This is a genomic window from Pseudomonas sp., from assembly GCF_050739995.1.
Lineage (GTDB): Bacteria > Pseudomonadota > Gammaproteobacteria > Pseudomonadales > Pseudomonadaceae > Aquipseudomonas.
The window spans coordinates 1-21,779 of sequence record NZ_JBOICG010000158.1; the positions used below are offsets into that span (position 1 = coordinate 1).

Consider the following 21,779-nt stretch of genomic DNA (forward strand, 5'->3'; position numbering starts at 1 on the left):
ATTGGCTCAGGCAGGCCTCACCAGCGACCCAGCGATTATTTGCCATGGCGACTTCAGCTTGCGCGCCGGCTATGACGGTGCTGCCACCCTGCTGACGCTACCCGATCGCCCTACTGCGCTGTTTTGCGAGAACGACGAGATGGCCATTGGCGCGCTCAAGCGCATCAAGGAAGCAGGCCTACGCGTGCCTGAAGACATCTCTTTGGTGGGATTCGATGATATTCCGTTGGCGCATTACTGTGATCCGCCGCTGACCACCATCGCCCAGCCCGCCGAAGGCTTTGGGCGCAGGGCCGTGGAGATGCTGATCAACCTGATCGAGAAAAAAACCAATCTTCAGCAGCATGTGATCCTGCCTTTTGAACTGACGATACGCAAAAGCTCTGCTGCCCCGTCAGTACAACAGACAGAGTGAATCGCCCCCGGCACCGTAGATATCTCCAGCCTATGCTTGTAGACCGAACGTAGTGGACGATGTAGCAACTGACGGGTAATCGCCGAAAGCCGTCCTGCTACAACGTTTCCACTTTACCGACCGGCAACACCGGTAATGAAGCAAACATTTCAGCGCGGCAAACTTCAAGGATTTCATCCGCCAACGCGGAATCATCCGGGCAGGCACGCGACAAAATAATCGCGCCGACGGCCCGCGACAGTAGGTCAATCATTTTCTTTCTCCCCTCACCCTCCGCGGCATCCGGCCCTGTCGGATATTTTTCCCCGAGGGTTTTCAGGGTGTGTTCAATGCCTTCGGCAAACGTTGCTTTCACATCGTCTGACTGACGCGCCGCGTCGCCACACAGTGCGGCCATAGTGCAACCGTTGCCGCGTCCGTCGCGATGTTCTCTGTTCACATAGACATTGATGAATCCGGGAACATCGAGCGCCTGGGCGCCGGTCAACGATTTGCCAAGACTGCAGGCCGAGGCTTCGGCCATCAGGTCGGCCTTCGAACCGAAATGCTTGTAGAAGCCTCCATGGGTGAAACCGGCAGCCGCCATGAGATCTGCCACACCGACGCCATCAAAGCCACGCTCACGGAACAGCTCTGAGGCCGTTTCAACGATGTGCTCTCGATTGGCCTGCGCCTGGGCCTTGGTCACTCTCACGTGCGATACCTCGTGTTTAGCGGGAATTCCTGCGTCCGATGATACATAGATGTTGCCCATAATCAAAACTGTTGACAGTTTAGATTTCGATCATCATCCTAACTTCACACCCCACCGATCTCCATCACGGGCACGGAAGATTCATCAGATGACCAAGCAGACTCTGTTCACCCCTCACACACTAGGCAGTCTTACGCTGTCGAACCGCGTCGTTCTCGCACCGCTGACACGCAACCGCGCAGGACAGGGCTTTGTGCCCAGTGAATTCGCGGCCGCCTATTACAGCCTACGCGCCAGCGCCGGCTTGCTGATCAGCGAAGCTACACAGATTTCCCAACAGGGCCAGGGTTATCAGGACACTCCCGGGATCTACACGCAGGCGCAGATAGACGGCTGGCGCACAGTCACCGATGCCGTCCACGCCAAGGGCGGAAAAATCTTCCTTCAGCTGTGGCATGTCGGCCGCGTCTCACACGTTGACCTGCAAGAAAACGGTGCCGCTCCGGTGGCTCCTTCTGCGCTGCGTGCCGCGACCAAAGTGTTCGTCAACAACCGCTTTGAAGACGTCTCCGAACCCCGCGCGCTGGACATCAGCGAACTGCCGGGGATCGTCGCCGATTTTCGCCAGGCTGCGGCCAACGCTGTCGCCGCCGGCTTCGATGGCGTCGAGATTCACGGTGCAAACGGTTATTTGCTGGATCAATTCCTCAAGGACAGCGCCAATCTGCGCACCGATGCTTACGGCGGCTCGATTGAAAACCGTGCGCGTCTGTTGCTCGAAGTGACGGCGGCCGTCATCAATGAAATCGGCGCGGATCGCACCGGTGTGCGTCTGTCTCCAGTGTCTCCGGCCAACGGCGTGTCCAGCAGTGATCCCCAAGCGCAATTCGATTACGTCGCCGAGCAACTCGACGCCCTCGGCGTGGTTTACCTGCACGTGGTCGAAGGTGCGACCGGCGGCCCGCGCGACGTAGCGCCCTTCGATTTCGGCGCCCTGCGCCAGCGTTTCAAAAACACCTATATCGCCAACAACGGCTATGACCTGGACCTGGCGACTGCGAGGCTCGCCGAAGACCAGGCCGATCTGATTGCATTCGGTCGCCCGTTCATTGGCAACCCGGATCTGGTGGAGCGCCTCAAACGTGGCGCGCCGCTGTCCGCGTTCAATCCCGCCACCCTCTATGGCGGCGGCGCGGCAGGTTACATCGACTACCCGACGCTGGCTGAATCGAGCGCTAACGCCAGCTGAGTAATCAGTGAACGCGCTTTCTGTTTCTCACATCATGAAAGAGAGATACCCATGAGCACTCGCCCTACTGTTCTGATCACTGGCGCCTCAACCGGCATTGGCGCTGTCTACGCCGCGCGCTTCGCGCAACGCGGACACGATCTGGTACTGGTCGCCCGCGATCAGGCTCGCCTGGACGCACTTGCCGCGCGCTTGCGCAGCGAACACGACGTCGCCGTCGATGTCATTCAGGCGGACCTGACCCAACTCAGCGATCTGACCGCCGTTGAAAGCCGCCTGCGCGACGACGCCCGTATCGGTATTCTCGTCAATAATGCCGGCGCTGCGCTGTCCGGTCACTTCATCGACCAAAGCACCGACAGCATCGCGCAACTGGTGGCCCTCAACACCACGGCGCTGGTGCGGCTTGCCAGCGCCATCGCTCCACGCCTGGCCAAGGCCGGCGACGGTGCGATCATCAACATCGGTTCGGTGGTGGGCCTGGCGCCGGAGTTCGGCATGACCGTCTATGGTGCGACCAAGGCCTTCGTGCTGTTTCTGTCCCAGGGCCTGAGCCTGGAACTCTCGCCCCTTGGCGTATACGTGCAAGCCGTGCTGCCCGCCGCCACTCGTACGGAAATCTGGGATCGCTCCGGCGTCGACATCAACACCCTGACTGAAATCATGGAAGTGGGTGATCTGGTGGATGCTGCGCTGGTCGGTTTCGATCGTCGCGAACCTGTGACCATCCCGCCGCTGCAAGAAGCTGAGCGCTGGAATGAACTGCAGGGCGTACGCCAGGGCCTGTTGGGGCAAATCCGCCAGTCTGCGGTTGCCCAGCGCTACCAGACTCCACAGTGATTTTTTGGTAGCGAGCATTCGCGCCGGGTTCGATGCAGGCGCATGGTACTGAATCGAATCCAGCCCGGTGTGCGGAGTAAAAATGAATTCAATGCAGACACATTCCCGTCCGGGTTCACCGATGTCGTTCATCAACGCGGCGAACCAGTCGATCGCGGTCAACGGCGTTCGCTTTGCCTATCGCGACACCGGCCACGCAACCGGTGTGCCCCTCGTACTGTTCAATCATTGGGGCGCGGTGCTGGACAACTTCGACCCCGCGATCATCGATGGCCTGGCGCAAACCAGGCGCGTCATTACCACCGACTATCGAGGCATCGGCGGCTCTACAGGAACCGCGCCACTGACGGTGGGTGAAATGGCCGACGATGCTATCCAACTGATCCAGGCGCTGGGGCTGAAAACCGTTGATGTGCTCGGTTTCTCCCTCGGCGGTTTCGTCGCTCAGGACATCGCCCTGAAGGCACCTGATCTGGTGCGCCGTTTGATTCTGACCGGCACCGGACCGGCGGGCGGCACTGGTATCGACAAGGTCGGCATGGTGTCGTGGTCATTGATCCTCAAAGGCTTGCTGACCCTGCGCGATCCCAAGTTCTACCTTTTCTTCACTTCGACGGCCAATGGACGACAGTCCGCCTCGCAGTACTTACGACGCCTCAAGGCACGCAAGAACAATCTCGACAAGGGCCCGACGCCACGTGCCTTCTTGCGGCAATTGAAAGCCATCACCGCGTGGGGCAAACAACCGCGGCAAGAGCTCGGACGCTTGCAGACGCCGACGCTGGTCGTCAACGGCGACAACGACATCATGGTGCCCAGCGTTAACTCGCTTGAGCTGGCCAGGCTTATCCCCAACGCACAGTTGGTGATTTACGAGGATGCCGGGCACGGTGGCATTTTCCAGCATCACGCTGACTTTGTGGCCAAGGCGCAGGCGTTCCTCGATGCCTGACCACTTCACGCAGCAACACCGCAACCCACCGACTACCCTACGTATAACCAGCAAGAGCCGCACCACGATGAAAGCATTTCTGATTGATGGCTATGGCAAGAACCCCGGGCGCATTGGCGAAGCGCCCGCCCCCGTAGTCGGTGCCCACGACGTCTTGATCGAGGTCCATGCGAGCAGTGTCAACGTGCTCGATTCGAAAATCCGCAAAGGCGAATTCAAACTGATCCTGCCCTACTCATTTCCGTTGATACTGGGCAATGACCTGGCGGGCGTCGTGGTTGAGGTCGGCTCGAAGGTGACATGCTTCAAACCAGGTGACGAGGTATACGCTCGCCCGCCCGAAGCGCGAATCGGGACGTTCGCCCAATTGATCGCCGTGAACGAAAACGCGGTCGCCCTGAAACCTGCCAATACCAACATGGCACAAGCCGCGTCCCTGCCCTTGGTTGCACTGACTGCCTGGCAAGTACTGGTTGAAACCGCTCGCCTGCAAAAGGGCCAGAAAGTGCTGATTCACGCGGGTTCCGGCGGCGTCGGCACCATTGCCATTCAGCTTGCAAAACACCTCGGTGCGTTTGTCGCCACAACCACCAGCACCGCCAATGTCGAATGGGTCAAGGCGCTGGGGACCGATCTAGTCATCGACTATAAACAGCAGAACTTCGAAAATGTGCTGCATGACTACGACGTGGTGCTGAACAGTCTCGGCACCGACGTGCTGGAGAAGTCGCTCAAGATCCTCAAGCCCGGTGGCCAACTCATTTCCATCTCGGGCCCACCCACTGTGCAGTTCGCGCGGGAGCAAGGGTTATCCTGGCCATTGCAGCAAGTCATGCGCCTGCTGAGCCTTGGCATTCGTCGCAAAGCGCGCAAGCAGGACGTCAGTTATGCATTCGTGTTCATGCGGGCCAATGGTGCTCAACTGCAACACATCACCACGCTCGTGGAGGACGGAATCATCAAACCTGTGGTTGATCGTTCCTTCCCCTTTGAATCAACGGCAGAGGCATTGAAGTACGTTGAGCAGGGACGCGCCAAGGGCAAGGTTGTTGTTTCGATCAAATGACCACGTCGCCTGCTCATGAATCGACCGTAGAAACGGCACAGCTTTTAATGCTTGAGCGGCCATCAGCCGAAGTGATTTCGCCAAAGGTGCAGGAACAGCAAGCGCTTCAACCGGATGTTGCGCGGGTGGACCATCACGCCGATGTGCTGGCCTATTCCTTCATTCCCAGGCTGGTGGCCAATCACGATCTGCACCACCGCCAAGGCATCGAGAAAAACTTCGGGGTTTCATCGCCACTGTGGGATCACGTGTTTCGTAGCTACACCCGAGCCGACTCACCCCCACATAATGAAAAGAATGAATCTTTTAAAATTACAAAATAACAATATCTGATAATTAGCTTATTCCAAAAAAGACTTTCACCGAGATTTTTTATAGGAATATCTTCATATCACAGACCGACCCCATACCTGGTGGAGGACGTACCTCCGACCATCAGGAGCCTGAACCAGGCTTAAGGGACCTCGCTCGATATGCCAGACATTGCCTTTCCCACCCATAAGTTCCACTTGTCACTGCTGACCAGTTCCCTCCTGCTGGCAGCGGTGCCCTCCTTCGCCGAGGATGCGAAGCTCGACACCGTCACCGTGATTTCCACTGGCCTGCGCGGTCAGGAACGTAGCGTCGCCGACAGCCCGGCCCCCATAGATGTGATCAACAGCGAGCAGTTGCTCAAGACCGGTCGCGCCGAACTGTCGGAGGCGATTGCCAAATTGCTGCCCTCATTCAATTTCGGCACCAATATCGCCGGCTACAACTCAGTCACGCGTCCCTTGAGCAACCGTAGCCTGGGACCGGCCTACACCTTGGTGCTCGTCAACGGTAAACGCCGACACAACGGCGCTGTCGGCCAGCGCGGTTCTATCGACAACAGCGGCGCGAATGCCGTGGACATCGACCTGATCCCGGTCAGCGCGGTGGACCATATCGAGGTGCTCAAAGACAGCGCCGCCGCCCAATACGGTTCGGACGCCGTGGCTGGGGTGATCAATATCATCCTCAAGGCCACCGACAACGGCGGGCACCTGGAAACCAGCTATGGCCAGCTGTTTTCCGGCCAGGGTGAGACCATCAAGGTGGCCGGGGACGAAGGTTTCAAACTCGGTGACGGCGGTTTTTTCCACTTCTCGGCCGATGCTCGCAAACGTGGCAACGCCGCGTGGAATGACAAGGCTGATGGCAGCGTCAGGGCGTTCAACGATCCGGCCAAAGAGGCGGCTTGGGATCGAGTGGCAATCAAGAACGGCGATCCTGACCTCAAGGCCTTCAACCTGGCCTACAACGCCGAACTACCGCTGGAAGACCTGACACTGTATTCGTTCTCCACCTATGGCGAACGCGATGCCGAGGCCGCCAACTACTTCCGCCTGCCCACCGGCACCGCTGCCGTGCCCGAGGTATTCCCCAACGGCTACTACCCGCTCAACAACATCAAAGACCGTGACTATCAGTTGCTCTTCGGGGGCAAGGGCCAACTGGCCGAGTGGAACTGGGACCTGAGCACCACCTACGGGCGCAACAACGTCCACCACTCCAGCGACCTTAATATCAACCCATCGCTGGGCACTGCATCACCGACCCAATTCGATAACCTGGCGACCTTCCGCTTCGAGCAATGGGTCAACAACCTGGATTTCACCCGGCGCTACGCCAGCCTGTTCAACTTGACGCCGCCGGTGCAGGTGTCAGCAGGCCTGGAGCATCGCTGGGAACATTTCAGCACCTTTGCCGGCGAGCCGGCGGCGTACATCACCGGCAGCTACCCGGCTGCCTCGGGCGCGCAGGCGGCGGTGACAATCCGGCCGGAAGATGAAGTCAGCCTGATCCGTAACAACTATGCGGGCTACCTGGACCTGGGCTTTGACTTGACCGAGCGCTGGTTCCTCGATGTGGCCGGACGGGTTGAGCATTACGACGATGATTCGGGCAACACCTTCGGCCTGAAAGTGAACTCACGCTACGAGTTGACCGATACCGTGGCCGTACGCGGCACCGTGGGCACCGGTTTTCGTGCGCCGTCCCTGACGCAGATCGGCTATACCGTGGCGGACAACCGGGTAGCCACCGACGTGAATGGCAACGTTGTGCCCGCCGTCACCCGCCTGACCCCGTCCGGCAGTAACCTGGCCAAGGCTCTGGGTGGCGATGACCTCAAGCCGGAAAAATCCCGCAACCTCGGCCTCGGTCTGACCTGGCAACCGGCACCGCGCACCAGCGTCACCGCCGATGCTTACCTGATCGACATCGATGATCGCATCGCCCTGACCAGCAATATCTACGACCGTGGCAATGGTGCGATCAACGCCATTCTTGCCGCACAAGGCGTGCCCACCGGCACCTGGGTCAACTACTACACCAACGCCTTCGACACCCGCACCCGTGGCCTGGATGTGGTCGCCGACCACACCACGCCGCTGGATGCCTGGGGCGATGTGCGCTGGAGCCTGGGCTTCAACTGGAACAAAACCACCATAGAAGGCACTCGCGACACGCCGAGCGCACTGGCCGGCTCGGGTGTAACCCTGGTGGGCCGCGATCGCGAAGGCGACCTTACCGACGCCACCCCCAAGACCAAGTGGATCCTGGGGGCCAACTGGAAGGTCGAGGACCTGGCCGTCAACCTGCAAACCAGCCGCTACGGCGCGGTCAAGACCCTGGCCGTCAACCCCACGGGTGATCGCAGCTTCGGTGCCAAATGGATAACGGACCTGGACGTGAGCTACACGTTCGTCGACCACCTCACCGTCAGCCTCGGCGGCACCAACATTTTCGACGTGCGTCCCGACCGGCATGCCGTCTACAGCAACCTGGGCCTGGCGCCCTACGGCAACCCACCGTTCTACCCGGGCGGCGGCTACTGGTACACCAAGCTGGCCTACGACTTCTGATCCGCACTTGCACGTACCCGAAACGCCACACGAGGGCATCCCATTGAACACCTCCAACTTGATGAGCCGTCTGCTGGCCCCTTGCGCATTGGCATTGAGCCTGGCCGCTTGCTCACCGGGGCATGATGCTCAGGTCGGCAAGACCCTGAACATCGCCTTCTTCGGCGACAACACCACCCTGGTCAGCGTCGACCCGTTCCAGGTCTATTGGCTGGAACACCGGGTGCTGCTGCGCAATGTTGCCGAGTCCCTCACTGACCAAGACCCGGACACCGGCAAGATCATTCCCTGGCTGGCCAACCGTTGGGAGGTCAGTGACGACGCGCTGACCTACACCTTCCATCTGCGCGACAACGTCACCTTCAGCAACGGCGAGCGCTTTGACGCCAAGGCCGTGAAAACCGCGTTCGACAGCGACAAGGCCCTGGCCGCCGAGCTGCCGGCCACCTTCGGCGCCACCTACTTGGCAGGTTACGACCACGCTGAAGTGGTGGATGACCTTACCGTCAAACTGGTGCTATCCAAGCCTAACGCGGGCTTCCTGCAGGCCACCTCCACCACCAACCTGGCGATCCTCGCACCGGCTTCTTACGCGCTGAGTGCAAAGGAGCGCTCTCTCGGCAACATCATCGGCACCGGGCCATTCGTGCTGGCCAGCTACACACCGGAAGTCGGTGCGCACCTGACCAAACGCAAAGGTTACGCCTGGGCCTCGGCCAATATGAAAAACCAGGGCGAAGCGCATCTGGACGCGGTGGACATCAGCTATATCCCCGAAGAAAGCGTGCGCAACGGCCTGTTCCTGCAAGGCAAGACCGACATTCTGTGGCCACGCAATCCGTTCTCGGAAGTGGACCTGAAACTGCTCCAGTCCAGAGGCGCGACCATTCAGAGCCGTTCGCTGCCGGGACCGGCCTTGAACCTTTACCCCAACACCCGAGGCGAACGGGTGCTGGCCGATAAACAAGTGCGCCTGGCCGTGCAGAAATCCATCGACCGCAAGAGCTACGCCAGCACCGTATACAACGCCGAGTTCCCAGTGGTGGACAGCCTCTTCGATGTGACCACGCCCTACTTCAAAAGCCAGTCGACAAAATTGGCCTATGACCCGGCCGGCGCCGAACAACTGCTGGAGCAAGCCGGCTGGGCCAAAAGCGCAGACGGCTATCGTCAGAAAAATGGCAAACGCCTGAGCCTGAGCTACAACCTCACCCCGGCCGAAACCGCCGGCGACGTGCTAATCCAGGACCAATTGCGCAAGGTCGGCATCGAGCTGAAGCTCAGCGTGGTGACACGTGCCGAATGGGTCGCCAACAACTCTGCCGGCAATTACGACCTGACCAGCACCTACATGACCCGTGCCGATCCGATCATCCTGCAAACCATTCTTGACCCGCGCACCGCCAACAGCTCGACCCTGGCCACCAACCTCTACGCACCTGCGGTGCTGGATAAAGCCAAGACGCTGTTCGATGCAGGCATCACCGCCACCCGTGGCCCACAACGCGCAGCGGCCTACGGCGACCTGCAGGATTTGCTGATCGATGAAAGCTCGGTATTTCCGGTGTACGAGCGGGTCTGGCAGGCCGCCACATCAGCCAAAGTGAAAAACTTCCGCTGGACCGCCGAGGGCTTCGCGCTGCTGGGTGATATCGAGGTCGGCACACCATGAGCCGCTACCTGATCGGCCGTGTCGGCCAGGCACTCCTGGTGCTATGGGGCGCCTATAGCGTCACTTACTTCATTCTTTATCTGCTGCCCGGCGATACGTTGTCGATCATGCTCAGTGCCGCCGGCATGGAAGCCGATTCACTGTCAGTGGAGGACCTGGCCAAAGCACGGGCGTATTACGGCTTGGACAAAGGTGTGTTCGAGCAATATTTCAATCTGCTGCTGGGGGCGCTGCGGGGTGACTTCGGGCAGTCCCTTTCGCTCAATCGTCCGGTTGCCGATCTACTCGCCGAACGCTTGCCGCAGACACTGGCCCTGGCCGGAGTGGCTATTGTGTTGTCGTTGCTCGGCGGCATCGGCCTGGCCTACCTGACCGCCTACCTTCGCTGGCAACCGCTGAAAAAGGCCCTGACCCGCCTGCCGTCCCTGGGATTTTCGGTGCCGGTGTTCTGGATGGGCCTGCTGCTGATCCAGGTGTTTGCGTTCGGCCTGGGCTGGTTTCCTGCCACTGGCAGCCGGGGCGTTGAAAGCCTGGTGCTGCCGGCGATCACCTTGGCGATTCCCAGTGCGGCGGTGTACGCCCAAGTCCTGCAACGCAGTTTCCAGGGCGTGTGGCAAGAGCGCTACATCGCCACCGCTTATGCCAAGGGCCTGAGCCGGAACCAAGTGCAGGCGCGCCATGGGTTCAAGAATGCGGCGTTGCCAGTGCTTACGTTGATCGGCTTGCAGGTGGGCAATACGGTTTCCGGCGCCGTGCTGGTGGAAACAATCTTTGCCCGCTCCGGCATCGGTCGCCTGGCCCAGGAAGCGGTGCTGCGCCAGGACATTCCCGTGGTGCTGGCGATTGTCGTGGTGTCGGCGGCCGCGTTTGTGCTGGTGAACCTGCTGTTGGACCTGCTCTACCCGTGGCTCGACCCGCGTATTTCCCACAAGCCAAAGGTGTCCTAGACCATGACGATGCTTGAACGGAACCTGAGCCCCATCGCCATTCCCGCCCCGTGGTCCCGCCGCAGCCCCTTGCGGCGGGCAACAGCTGCGGTGCTGCCGTTGTTGCGCCGACCAGGTTTCAGCCTGGCGCTGTTGGTGGTGTTGTTTGCATTGCTCGCAGCGCTGGCGCCGCATTGGCTCAGCAGCTTCGATCCCTATGCCACCTCGCCGGCCGACAAACTGCGAGGCCCCAACTTGACCCATTGGTTCGGCACCGACGAGCTGGGCCGCGACCTGTTTACCCGAGTGGTCTATGGCGCCCGCCTGTCGGTTTCGGCGGCGCTCCTGGCCGTGGGTATCGCGCTGTTGGGTGGCCTGGGGCTGGGCATCCTGTCGGGCTTTGCCGGTGGCCGCACCGATGCGCTGATCATGCGCCTTGTCGATGTGCTGCTGGCCCTGCCCGGTTTGCTACTGGCCCTGGCGATCGTCACGGCCATCGGCTTTGGCACCGTGCCGGTGGCCATTGCGGTGGGCGTCGGCATCATTCCAGGGTTCGCCCGCACCACGCGCGCCGAGGTGCTGCGGGTCAAGACCTTGCCTTATGTCGAAGCTGCGCGCCTGGGAGGTGCCAGTTGGAGGCGTACCTTGGTGCGGCACATTCTGCCCAATGCGTGGGGGCCCGTCGCCGTGTTGGCGACCCTCGACTTCGGCGCGGCCATCCTCGCCACTGCCGGGCTGAGTTTTCTCGGTTTCGGTGCCGCCCCACCGGCCGCGGAATGGGGCACGTTGATCGCCAACGGACGGCATTTCCTGATCACGGCCCCTTGGGTGTCCCTGCTGCCCGGGCTGTTCCTGGTCGCCGTGGTCTTCAGCCTCAACCATATCGCCCGCACCTTTGAGGAGATCCAACGATGAGCACCACACAGCCTCTGGTCGATGTTCGCCAACTCAGTGTCAGCTACCGCTCCGGCAAGCACGTCAATCAAGCGGTACGGACACTGTCGTTCTCCATCGCCCAGGGCGAGACCGTGGCAATTGTCGGCGAGTCCGGCTCGGGCAAATCGACCCTGGCCAATGCCATCCTTGGCTTGTTGCCGGACAACGCACAGATCAACACTGGCCAATTATGGGTGGATGGCCACGACCTGACCCACGCCAGCGAGCGTCAGAAACGCACCCTGCGCGGGCGCACGGTCGGCCTGGTGCCTCAGGACCCGATGGTCAGCCTCAACCCCACCCTGCGCGTCGGCCAGCAAATCGGCGAAGCGCTGGTGCTGGCCCAGGGCAAACGTTACCCCGGCGTCGATGCTGACATTATCAAGCTGCTGCAGCAGGTGGGCCTCGACAAACCGGTGCTGCGGGCGCGCCAGTACCCACACGAGCTTTCCGGTGGCATGCGCCAACGTGTGCTGATTGCCATCGCCCTGGCCGGTAACCCGCGCTTGATCATCGCTGATGAACCCACCAGCGCCCTTGACGTCACCGTACAGCGCAAGATCCTCGACCACCTGCAACGGCTGGTCAGTGAGCGTGGGATTTCGCTGCTCATCATCACCCATGACCTGGGCGTGGCCGCCGACCGTGCGGATCGGATCCTGGTGATGCAGCATGGCGAACGGGTCGAACAGGGGCCGCCAGGCCAGATCCTTGGCGCGCCACAACACGACTACACCCGCGCTTTGATTGCCGCCGCACCCGCGTTTGCCAAGCGGCGCGAACCCTCGGCCCGCATCGACCCGACGCAGCCGCCAATCCTGAGCCTGCAAAACGTGGGCAAGACGTTCACGCTGCCCAAAGTCAAGGGTGAGGACTCGACGTTCCTCGCCCTCGAAGGTCTCAACCTGCAGGTTTATCCCGGCCAGACCCTGGCCATCGTTGGCGAGTCCGGCTCGGGCAAGAGCACCGCGTTGCGCATCGCCCTCGGCCTGGAGAAGCCCACCCAAGGCCAGGTCTGGTTCGACCAACAGAACGTCACCCACCTGAACTGGCGCGACTTCCGCCCGCTGCGCCAACGCCTGCAACTGGTGCAACAAAACCCCTTCGCCGCTCTCGACCCGCGCTTCACTGTATTCGACAGCATCGTCGAGCCACTGGTCTCGTTCGGCTTGCTCAAGGGCCCTACGCTTGAACAGGCCGCGCGGGAGTTGATCGCACGCGTACACCTGCCGGTCAGCTACCTGGACCGCCTGCCCCGCGAACTCTCCGGCGGCCAGTGCCAGCGCGTGGCTATCGCCAGGGCCCTGGCCTTGAAACCCGACCTGTTGCTGCTCGATGAGCCGGTCAGCGCGCTCGATGTGTCCGTACAGGCCCACATTCTTGACCTGCTGGAAGAGCTGCAACGGGAGATGGGAATTGCCTATGTGCTGGTGTCCCATGACCTGTCCGTGGTCGCAAACTTTGCCCATGAAGTACTGGTATTGCGCAATGGCAAGGTGGTGGAACAGGGGTCGGTGGAGCGAATCTTCAACCAACCGGCGAGCGATTATACGCGGGAGCTGATTGCTGCTATTCCCGGCCGCCACGACACCTCGACGGCCGCATGATCAAGTTGCGCTGGCATGAACACTCGCGAACCCTCAAGTTCCTTGCATCCGGCGCAACAGTCTTTTGTCATCACGCCTATTGATAGCCCCCTAACGAAACCCCCATGCTAGAGGGCTAATCTCGCACTTATATCATTCCGAATGATAGTTACCTTTGTTTCATTCGATTCGTGACATAGCACATCGCCGCGCATGATCCGCCCATCTCAAATACATTGGCGGATGCACCTCATGGAACAGACACTCAAACATTTGCGCTTCCCCTTGGCGATCCTGGCCGTGGTGGTGATGAGCGCATGCGGCAAGACCCCGGAACAAGCGGCCGCCATGCCACCCGCGAAAATCAGCGTGGCCAAGGTGCTGGAACAACCGGTCAACGAATGGGATGAATTCACCGGTCGCCTGGAAGCCCCGGAAACCGTGCAGATCCGTCCACGCGTGTCGGGCCAGATCGATCAGGTGGCCTTCACCGAAGGCGCCCTGGTGAAGAAAGGCGACCTACTGTTCCAGATCGACCCGCGCCCGTTCCAGGCCGAAGTACGCCGCCTTGAAGCCCAACTCGCCCAAACCAGAGCCGCCGCCACCCGTAGCGATAACGAAGCGCAACGTGGCGAACGCCTGCGTCAGAGCAATGCGATCTCCGCCGAACTGGCCGACTCGCGTACCACCGCCGCCCAAGAAGCCCGCGCCGCCGTCGCCGGCATCCAGGCGCAATTGGATCTGGCCAAACTGAACCTGAGCTTCACCCGCGTGACCGCACCGATCAGCGGCCGCGTCAGCCGTGCCGAAATCACTGCGGGCAACCTGGTGACCGCCGATGTCACCGCGCTGACCAGCGTGGTCTCCACCGACAAGGTCTACGCCTACTTCGATGCCGATGAGCGCGTGTACCTCAAATACACCGAGCTGGCCCGTGAAGGCCGTCGTGGCGCCACCACCCCGGTGTACCTGGGCCTGTCCAACGAAACCGGCAATCCGCACCTGGGCCAGATGAACTTCGTCGACAACCAGGTCAACCCAGCCACCGGCACTATCCGTGGTCGCGCCGTGTTTGATAACAGCAAGGGCGAATACACCCCTGGCCTGTATGCCCGCCTGAAACTGGTCGGCAGCGGTACCTACTCCGCCGTGCTGATCAACGACGAGGCCGTCGGTACTGACCTGGGCAAGAAGTTCGTGCTGGTGATGGACGGCGACAAGCCGGCCTATCGCGCGGTGGAACTGGGGCCGAAGATCGAAGGCCTGCGCATCGTACGTAGCGGTTTGAACAAGGACGACACCATTGTCGTGAAGGGCTTGCAGCGCATCCGTCCGGGGTCGCCGGTTGCACCGGAAACCATCCCGATGGCCAGCAAGGAAACCCTCGCGGCCTTGGCACAACAACGACAAGCGCTTGAAGCCAGCAACCTGGAGCAAGTGGCGCCGGATGATAAAGCCGCGCCCAAGCTCGCAGCCGTCGCGACTCCACGCGGTTAAGGGATACAACTCAAGATGAATTTTTCCAAGTTCTTCATTTCGCGGCCGATCTTCGCAGCGGTGCTCTCGCTGTTGATCCTGATCGCCGGTGCGATCTCGCTGTTCCAATTGCCGATCAGCGAATACCCGGAAGTGGTGCCGCCGACCGTGGTGGTACGCGCCAACTTCCCGGGCGCCAACCCCAAAGTCATCGGTGAAACCGTGGCCGCTCCCCTGGAGCAAGCCATCACTGGCGTCGAGAACATGCTGTACATGTCCTCGCAGTCGACCGCCGACGGCAAGCTGACCCTGACCATCACCTTCGCCCTGGGCACCGACCTGGACAACGCGCAGGTGCAGGTGCAGAACCGTGTGACCCGGACTCAGCCGAAGCTGCCTGAGGAAGTGACGCGTATCGGTATCACCGTGGACAAGGCCTCACCCGACCTGACCATGGTTGTGCACTTGACCTCCCCGGACAAGCGTTACGACATGCTCTACCTGTCCAACTACGCCTTGCTCAATGTGAAAGACGAGCTGGCCCGCCTGGGTGGTGTAGGTGATGTGCAGTTGTTCGGCATGGGCGATTACTCCCTGCGTGTGTGGCTGGACCCGAACAAGACCGCTTCGCGCAACTTGACCGCTACCGATGTGGTCACCGCCATTCGCGAGCAGAACCGTCAAGTGGCCGCCGGCGCCCTGGGTGCGCAACCTGCACCGACGGCTACCAGCTTCCAATTGTCGGTGAACACTCAGGGCCGCCTGGTGACTGAGGAAGAGTTCGAGAACATCATTATTCGCTCTGGCGATAACGGTGAAATCACGCGCTTGAGAGACATCGCACGGGTGGAACTGGGTTCCAACCAATATGCCTTGCGCTCGTTGCTCAACAACCAGCCGGCGGTGGCGATCCCGATCTTCCAGCGCCCAGGTTCCAATGCGATCGAGATCTCCAACGAAGTGCGCAACAAGATGGCGGAGCTCAAACAGAACTTCCCTGAAGGCATGGATTTCAGCATCGTCTATGACCCGACCATCTTCGTGCGTGGCTCCATCGAAGCGGTCGTGCATACCCTGTTCGAAGCACTGATCCTCGTGGTGCTGGTGGTGATCCTGTTCCTGCAAACCTGGCGCGCCTCGATCATTCCATTGGTGGCGGTGCCGGTATCCTTGATCGGTACGTTTGCGGTGATGCACCTGTTTGGTTTCTCACTCAACGCGCTGTCGCTGTTCGGTCTGGTACTGGCCATCGGTATCGTGGTGGACGACGCCATCGTGGTGGTGGAAAACGTCGAGCGGAATATCGAGTTGGGCCTGGAACCGTTCCCGGCCACCGAAAAAGCCATGAGTGAAGTGACCGGCCCGATCATCGCGACAGCGTTGGTACTGTGTGCGGTGTTCATCCCAGCGGCCTTTATCAGCGGCTTGACCGGGCAGTTCTATAAGCAGTTCGCGCTGACCATCGCGATCTCCACCGTGATCTCGGCGTTCAACTCGCTGACCTTGTCGCCGGCCCTGGCTGCGGTATTGCTCAAAGGTCATAACGCACCGAAAGACGGTTTTTCCAAGTTCCTCGACAAATTGTTGGGTGCCTGGCTGTTCAAACCCTTCAACCGCTTCTTCGACAAGGCCAGCCATGGTTACGTCGGCACCGTGCGCCGCGTGATTCGCGGCAGTGGTATCGCGCTGTTCCTGTACGCCGGTTTGATGGTCCTGACCTGGCTGGGCTTTGCCCATACGCCGACCGGTTTCGTGCCGGCCCAGGACAAGCAATACCTCGTAGCCTTCGCCCAATTGCCGGACGCCGCGAGCCTGGACCGTACCGAAGACGTGATCAAGCGCATGTCCGATATCGCCCTGAAACAGCCGGGTGTGGAAAGCGCCGTGGCCTTCCCGGGCCTGTCGATCAATGGTTTCACCAACAGCCCGAACAGCGGCATCGTGTTCGTGACCTTGAAGCCGTTCGATGAACGTAAAGACCCGAGCATGTCCGCTGGTGCGATTGCCGGTGCACTGAACGGCAAGTACAGCAGCATTGAAGAGGCCTACATGGCGATCTTCCCACCGCCGCCGGTACAGGGCCTGGGTACGATCGGCGGGTTCCGCCTGCAGATCGAAGACCGTGGCAACCTGGGTTATGACGAGCTGTATAAAGAAGTGCAAAACGTCATCACCAAGAGCCGCACCACGCCTGAGTTGTTCGGCCTGTTCACCAGCTACACGGTCAACGTGCCTCAGGTCGATGCTGCCATCGACCGCGAAAAGGCCAAGACCCACGGCGTGGCGATCAGCGACATCTTCGACACCCTGCAGATTTACTTGGGTTCGCTGTATGCCAACGACTTCAACCGCTTTGGCCGGACCTACCAGGTCAACGTGCAGGCTGACCAGCAATTCCGCCTGGATGAAGACCAGATCGGTCAGTTGAAAGTGCGTAACAACAAAGGCGAGATGATTCCGTTGGCGACCTTCATCAAGGTCAGCGACACCTCGGGCCCGGACCGCGTGATGCACTACAACGGCTTTATCACCGCTGAAATCAACGGCAACGCCGCACCGGGCTACAGCTCCGGCCAGGCTCAGGCGGCGATTGAAAAACTGCTGAAAGAGGAATTGCCCAATGGCATGACCTACGAGTGGACCGACCTGACTTATCAGCAAATCCTCTCGGGCAACACTGCGCTGTTCGTGTTCCCGCTCTGCGTACTGCTGGCGTTCCTGGTACTGGCCGCGCAATACGAAAGCTGGAGCCTGCCGTTGGCAGTGATCCTGATCGTACCGATGACACTGCTGTCGGCCATTACCGGGGTGATCATCTCGGGCGGCGACAACAACATCTTCACCCAGATCGGCCTGATCGTACTGGTGGGCCTGGCCTGTAAGAACGCGATTCTGATCGTCGAGTTTGCCAAGGATAAACAAGCGGAGGGTCTCGACCCACTGGCTGCGGTATTGGAAGCCTGCCGTCTGCGTCTGCGGCCAATCCTGATGACCTCGTTCGCCTTCATCATGGGTGTGGTGCCACTGGTGTTGTCCAGCGGTGCAGGTGCCGAGATGCGTCATGCCATGGGCGTGGCGGTGTTCTCCGGCATGATCGGGGTGACCTTCTTCGGCCTGTTGCTGACGCCAGTGTTCTACGTACTGATCCGTCGCTATGTGGAACGCGGCGAAGCGCGCAAAGCGGCCAAGGCCTTGAAGCTGGAGACACAGCAATGAGCATGAAAGTATTTTTGCCGAGCTTGCTGGTACTGGCGCTGAGCGCCTGTGCCGTGGGTCCGGACTACAAGACCGAGAAACTGGAGGCGGCCAATATCACGGCCGCCGCCGACACCAAGAGTTATGACCATGCCAAGTACGAAGGCATCTGGTGGCAGCAGTTCGACGATCCGACCCTTAACCAACTGGTGACCCAGTCGTTGAGCGGTAACCGTGACCTGCGTGTAGCGTTCGCCCGTCTGCGGGCGGCACGGGCCATCCGTGATGACGTTGCCACCGACATCATGCCGGTGGTGACTTCGCGGGCCAGCAGCGATGTGGGCAAAGGCCAGATCCCGGGTCAGACCACCAAGCGTGTGAACAGCGAGCGCTACGACCTCGGCCTGGACATGGCCTGGGAAGTGGATTTGTTCGGCCGCATTCGCCGCAACCTGGAAGCCAGTGACGCTGACCAACAGGTCGCTGAAGCCGACCTGTACCAACTGCAAGTCACCATGATTGCCGAATTGGTGGATGCCTACGGTCAACTGCGCGGCGCCCAACTGCGTGAACGCATCGCCCTGGACAACCTGAAGAACCAACAGGAATCGCGCACCATCACCGTCAGCCTGCGGGATGCCGGTGTGGGTGATCAGCTCGATGTGGAACGCGCCGACGCCCGCCTGGCGGCCGTTGAAGCCAGCGTGCCGCAACTGCAGGCCGAGCAAGTGCGCGAGCGCAACCGCATCGCCACCCTCCTCGGCCAGCGCCCTGACAAGCTGACCGTGGACCTGAGCCCGAAAGACCTGCCGGCGATCGCCAAGGCATTGCCGATTGGCGATCCAGGGCAGTTGCTGCAACGTCGCCCGGACATCCTCAGCGCCGAGCGCAAACTGGCTGCCGCCACCGCGCGCATCGGCGTGGCCAAGGCCGACCTGTTCCCACGGGTCAGCCTCAGCGGCTTCCTTGGCTTTACCGCCGGGCGTGGTTCGCAGATCGGCTCAGCGGCCGCCAACGCGTGGTCCCTCGGCCCAAGCATTACCTGGGCCGCATTTGACTTGGGCAGCGTGCGCGCTCGTTTGCGCGGCGCAAATGCCGAGGCCGATGGCGCCCTGGCGACCTATGAGCAGCAAGTGTTGCTCGCGCTGGAAGAATCGGAAAATGCCTTCAGTGATTACGGCAAGCGCCAACAACGTCTGGTTTCGCTGATCCGTCAAAGCGAATCCAGCCGCGCCGCCGCCGACCTCGCCGCAATCCGTTACCGCGAAGGCACCGTGGACTTCCTGGTACTGCTCGACGCCCAACGCGAACGCCTGGCCGCCGAAGACTCCCAGGCCCAGGCCGAAGTGGATTTGTATCGCGGCATCGTTGCGATCTACAAGGCACTGGGCGGTGGCTGGCAGCCGGATACGGTGGTGGCCAGCGCCAAGTGATGTAAAGAGCTCCTTTGGTTGGTCGCATCCAGCCAATTTTTAGCCCTGCGGTCCATTCGGTCGCGGGGCTTTTTTTTGGCTAATCAAGCGTCCTGCTGATCATCATTGAGAATCAGGCTACGGTAATGCCCCGGATTTGATCCCGCCCACTTACGGAATGCCTTGTAAAACGAACTGGTATCGGCGAAACCCAACCGCGCGGCGATTTCAGCAAAGCTGATCTGCGGTTCAGCCAACCACATGATGGACAGCTCCTTGCGCACACCATCCTTGAGCCCCTGATAGGTTTGCCCTTCTTCCGCCAGGCGGCGGCGCAAGGTGGAGGCAGAGATACACAAAGTGGCCGCAAGGCCGTCGGTCTCCGGCCAGGTCTCGGGAGGCATTTGGCGCAAATCGTGTTTGATCCGGTTGGCCAGGCTGTCAGGGTCGCGGTATTTGACCAGGATATTGGCGGGCGCATGGGCCAGAAAGCGTTTGAGTTCCTCAACGCTGCGCTTGATCGGCAGGTCGAGGCAGTCGGCAGAAAAGATCATGCGGGTACGTGGCCGATCAAAACGCAGGTTGTCGGAAAACATCACTCGGTAATCGTCGCAAAAGTCCGGCTGTGAACAACGCAATTCAATGGCCAGGATCGGAATGCGTCGCCCCGCCAGCCAGCACGCCACGCCGTGGACAATCATCCAATAGGTAAAGTAGGTGAACGCTCGATTGGGTTCAGCGTCAGGCTCAAGCAACACAATCTCCGCCAGGCTTTGCTGGCGCACCAGTTGCGCCGGCATGCGCTGCAACATCAGTGACAGAAACCCCAGCCCGGTTTCCAGACCACCGGCCAGCGTCGGTTGCGCCATAGCGACGCGGCAGAGAAACGCCAGGCTGCCGGACTTGAGCGTGCGCGGGTCCATGCCAAAAAATTCATCGTCCATGCACCGCGCCAGCCATCGCCACAACCGTGCGTACGCCATCGCTGGCACACGGGCATCGGGTTGCACCAGCCATGCCGGATCAATACCGACCTTGCTCAATACTTCGGCAATCGCCATGCCGGGCACGTAGCTTTGCAGCAAGGCCTCACGCACGAGATGGATGGAGATGGTGTCTTTTTCCGCCATGGGAATGGGCTATTCAACTGTGCATGAACGAGGCGAGCATCATAAGGGCGGTTGCGCTTCGCCACCACCGTTCAGCCGTAGTTCAGCAAAGGTCAATATTTCTTGTTTAGCAATGAGTATCATTATGTTACAAATTAGCACCCTCTCCAGTCTTGATGCGGTGCCGAATGCTTGTTCCCTTTTTAATCATGTTGCGCGAAGGCATTGAAGCCGCATTGATCGTTGGCATCATCGCCAGTTACCTGCAACAGACCGGTAGAGGCCAATGGATGCCCGCCGTATGGATCGGCGTGTTTCTCGCGGCGGCCCTGGCCCTGCTGGTGGGCGGTGGCCTGGAGCTGGTCAGCGCGGAATTCCCGCAAAAACAACAGGAACTCTTCGAAGGCGTCGTCGGCCTGATCGCCGTGGGTATCCTCAGTTCCATGGTGTTCTGGATGCGCAAGGTGGCGCGCTCCATCAAGCACAGCCTGCATGAATCCCTCGACCACGCACTGGCCGGCTCCAAACACCAGGTGTTCGCGCTGATCGCCATGGTGTTTTTCGCAGTCGCCCGTGAAGGCCTGGAAACAGTGTTCTTCCTGCTGGCCGTGTTCCAGCAGAGCGAAGGCCCCGGTGCGCCGATCGGCGCCCTGCTCGGCCTGATCCTGGCGATTGTGGTCGGTTTCCTGATCTATTCCGGCAGCATGCGCCTGAACCTCGGCGCGTTCTTCCGCTGGACCGGCCTGTTCATCCTCGTGGTCGCCGCCGGCATCCTCGCCAACTCGGTGCAGGCACTGCATGAAGCCGGTGTGTGGAACCACCTGCAAACCGTGTTGTTTGACTTCAGCGCCGCGCTACCGATGGACAGCCCGCTGGGCTCGGTGCTGGCGGGCATGTTCGGTTACCAGGAGGCACCGACGGTCAGCACCCTGGGCGCTTATCTGATTTATCTGGTGGTGGCCCTGGTGATGTTCTTCCTGCCCTCGGCCCCCGCCAAACCTGTTGCCAAACCTTCTTCCGCCTCCAGTCAGTAAGGGCCCTCTCTTGTCCAACCCAACCCCTCAACCGACCCCGCCCTCCCGCGCCTTGCGCTGGGCGGTGGCCGGCTCGGTGGTCGTGATGATCGCCGCCGGTGGCCTGTTCTACTACGCCTCACAGCTGGCCGCTGCCAAGCGCCAGATCAACCACAACGAAATCGCCGTGACTATCCACGGGCACGCTTGCGAACCCAACGAGCTGACCGTACCTGCCGGGCGCGCGAGCTTTCGTATCATCAACCGTTCCGACCGGGCGGTGGAATGGGAAATCCTCGACGGTGTACTGGTGATCGAGGAGCGGGAAAACATCGCGCCCGGCTTGAGCC

General features: G+C 60.6%; 18 protein-coding genes. 16 read left to right on the forward strand and 2 right to left on the reverse strand.

The features are described 5' to 3' along the window. Positions 1-415 (forward strand): substrate-binding domain-containing protein (locus tag ACRESD_RS05525; protein ID WP_431750005.1); only part of this gene is annotated, 415 nt, incomplete at its 5' end. Positions 416-512: 97 nt separating this feature from the next. Here the strand turns inward: ACRESD_RS05525 and ACRESD_RS05530 are convergent. Continuing rightward, a complete protein-coding gene (locus ACRESD_RS05530) occupies positions 513-1,109 on the reverse strand; it encodes a TetR/AcrR family transcriptional regulator (protein WP_431750020.1) in 597 nt (198 codons plus the stop codon). 148 nt (positions 1,110-1,257) lie between these two features. Between ACRESD_RS05530 and ACRESD_RS05535 the strand changes: the two genes are divergently transcribed. The 13 genes from ACRESD_RS05535 to ACRESD_RS05595 all read left to right on the forward strand — a co-directional run bounded on the left by ACRESD_RS05535 (position 1,258) and on the right by ACRESD_RS05595 (position 19,328). Then, positions 1,258-2,358, forward strand: a complete 1,101-nt coding sequence (locus tag ACRESD_RS05535; RefSeq protein WP_431750006.1) for an alkene reductase — start codon at positions 1,258-1,260, stop codon at positions 2,356-2,358. Positions 2,359-2,409: 51 nt separating this feature from the next. Then, positions 2,410-3,198 (forward strand): SDR family NAD(P)-dependent oxidoreductase, encoded by a 789-nt coding sequence (locus ACRESD_RS05540; RefSeq protein WP_431750007.1) that lies wholly within the window; start codon positions 2,410-2,412, stop codon positions 3,196-3,198. A gap of 82 nt (positions 3,199-3,280) precedes the next feature. After that, positions 3,281-4,150 carry an alpha/beta fold hydrolase gene (locus tag ACRESD_RS05545; protein WP_431750008.1) on the forward strand — a complete coding sequence of 290 codons (870 nt, stop codon included), beginning with the start codon at positions 3,281-3,283 and terminating at the stop codon, positions 4,148-4,150. Positions 4,151-4,217: 67 nt separating this feature from the next. Further along, positions 4,218-5,216 (forward strand): NADP-dependent oxidoreductase, encoded by a 999-nt coding sequence (locus tag ACRESD_RS05550; RefSeq protein ID WP_431750021.1) that lies wholly within the window; start codon positions 4,218-4,220, stop codon positions 5,214-5,216. Continuing rightward, positions 5,213-5,539 carry a hypothetical protein gene (locus ACRESD_RS05555; RefSeq protein WP_431750009.1) on the forward strand — a complete coding sequence of 109 codons (327 nt, stop codon included), beginning with the start codon at positions 5,213-5,215 and terminating at the stop codon, positions 5,537-5,539. Before ACRESD_RS05550 ends, ACRESD_RS05555 begins: the two co-directional genes overlap by 4 nt. 150 nt (positions 5,540-5,689) lie before the next feature. Beyond that, complete coding sequence (locus ACRESD_RS05560) at positions 5,690-8,104, forward strand: TonB-dependent receptor plug domain-containing protein (protein ID WP_431750010.1); 2,415 nt, start codon at positions 5,690-5,692, stop codon at positions 8,102-8,104. Between the two features lie 61 nt (positions 8,105-8,165). Next, positions 8,166-9,776 carry an ABC transporter substrate-binding protein gene (locus ACRESD_RS05565; protein WP_431750022.1) on the forward strand — a complete coding sequence of 537 codons (1,611 nt, stop codon included), beginning with the start codon at positions 8,166-8,168 and terminating at the stop codon, positions 9,774-9,776. Next, entirely contained in the window at positions 9,773-10,723 is a 951-nt protein-coding gene (locus tag ACRESD_RS05570; protein WP_431750011.1) for an ABC transporter permease, read from the forward strand. Before ACRESD_RS05565 ends, ACRESD_RS05570 begins: the two co-directional genes overlap by 4 nt. Before the next feature lie 3 nt (positions 10,724-10,726). Continuing rightward, positions 10,727-11,617 (forward strand): ABC transporter permease, encoded by an 891-nt coding sequence (locus ACRESD_RS05575; RefSeq protein WP_431750012.1) that lies wholly within the window; start codon positions 10,727-10,729, stop codon positions 11,615-11,617. Further along, entirely contained in the window at positions 11,614-13,245 is a 1,632-nt protein-coding gene (locus ACRESD_RS05580; protein WP_431750013.1) for a dipeptide ABC transporter ATP-binding protein, read from the forward strand. Before ACRESD_RS05575 ends, ACRESD_RS05580 begins: the two co-directional genes overlap by 4 nt. A 231-nt stretch (positions 13,246-13,476) precedes the next feature. Further along, the gene (gene mexE, locus ACRESD_RS05585; RefSeq protein ID WP_431750014.1) at positions 13,477-14,721 is read left to right on the forward strand and encodes a multidrug efflux RND transporter periplasmic adaptor subunit MexE; all 1,245 of its coding nucleotides are present in this window, start codon (positions 13,477-13,479) and stop codon (positions 14,719-14,721) included. 15 nt (positions 14,722-14,736) lie between these two features. Next, positions 14,737-17,916 (forward strand): efflux RND transporter permease subunit, encoded by a 3,180-nt coding sequence (locus tag ACRESD_RS05590; protein ID WP_431750015.1) that lies wholly within the window; start codon positions 14,737-14,739, stop codon positions 17,914-17,916. After that, on the forward strand, positions 17,913-19,328 hold the full coding sequence (locus tag ACRESD_RS05595) for an efflux transporter outer membrane subunit (protein ID WP_431750016.1): 1,416 nt from the start codon (positions 17,913-17,915) through the stop codon (positions 19,326-19,328). Before ACRESD_RS05590 ends, ACRESD_RS05595 begins: the two co-directional genes overlap by 4 nt. A gap of 83 nt (positions 19,329-19,411) precedes the next feature. Here the strand turns inward: ACRESD_RS05595 and ACRESD_RS05600 are convergent, their stop codons facing one another. Then, positions 19,412-20,437, reverse strand: coding sequence for an AraC family transcriptional regulator (locus ACRESD_RS05600; RefSeq protein WP_431750017.1), 1,026 nt, complete (start codon positions 20,435-20,437; stop codon positions 19,412-19,414). Between the two features lie 167 nt (positions 20,438-20,604). Between ACRESD_RS05600 and efeU the strand changes: the two genes are divergently transcribed. Together efeU and ACRESD_RS05610 are read left to right on the forward strand one after the other, a co-directional pair. Then, entirely contained in the window at positions 20,605-21,450 is an 846-nt protein-coding gene (efeU, locus tag ACRESD_RS05605; RefSeq protein WP_431750018.1) for an iron uptake transporter permease EfeU, read from the forward strand. Positions 21,451-21,460: 10 nt separating this feature from the next. Next, the coding region (locus tag ACRESD_RS05610; RefSeq protein ID WP_431750019.1) for a cupredoxin domain-containing protein at positions 21,461-21,779 on the forward strand (319 nt) is incomplete at its 3' end.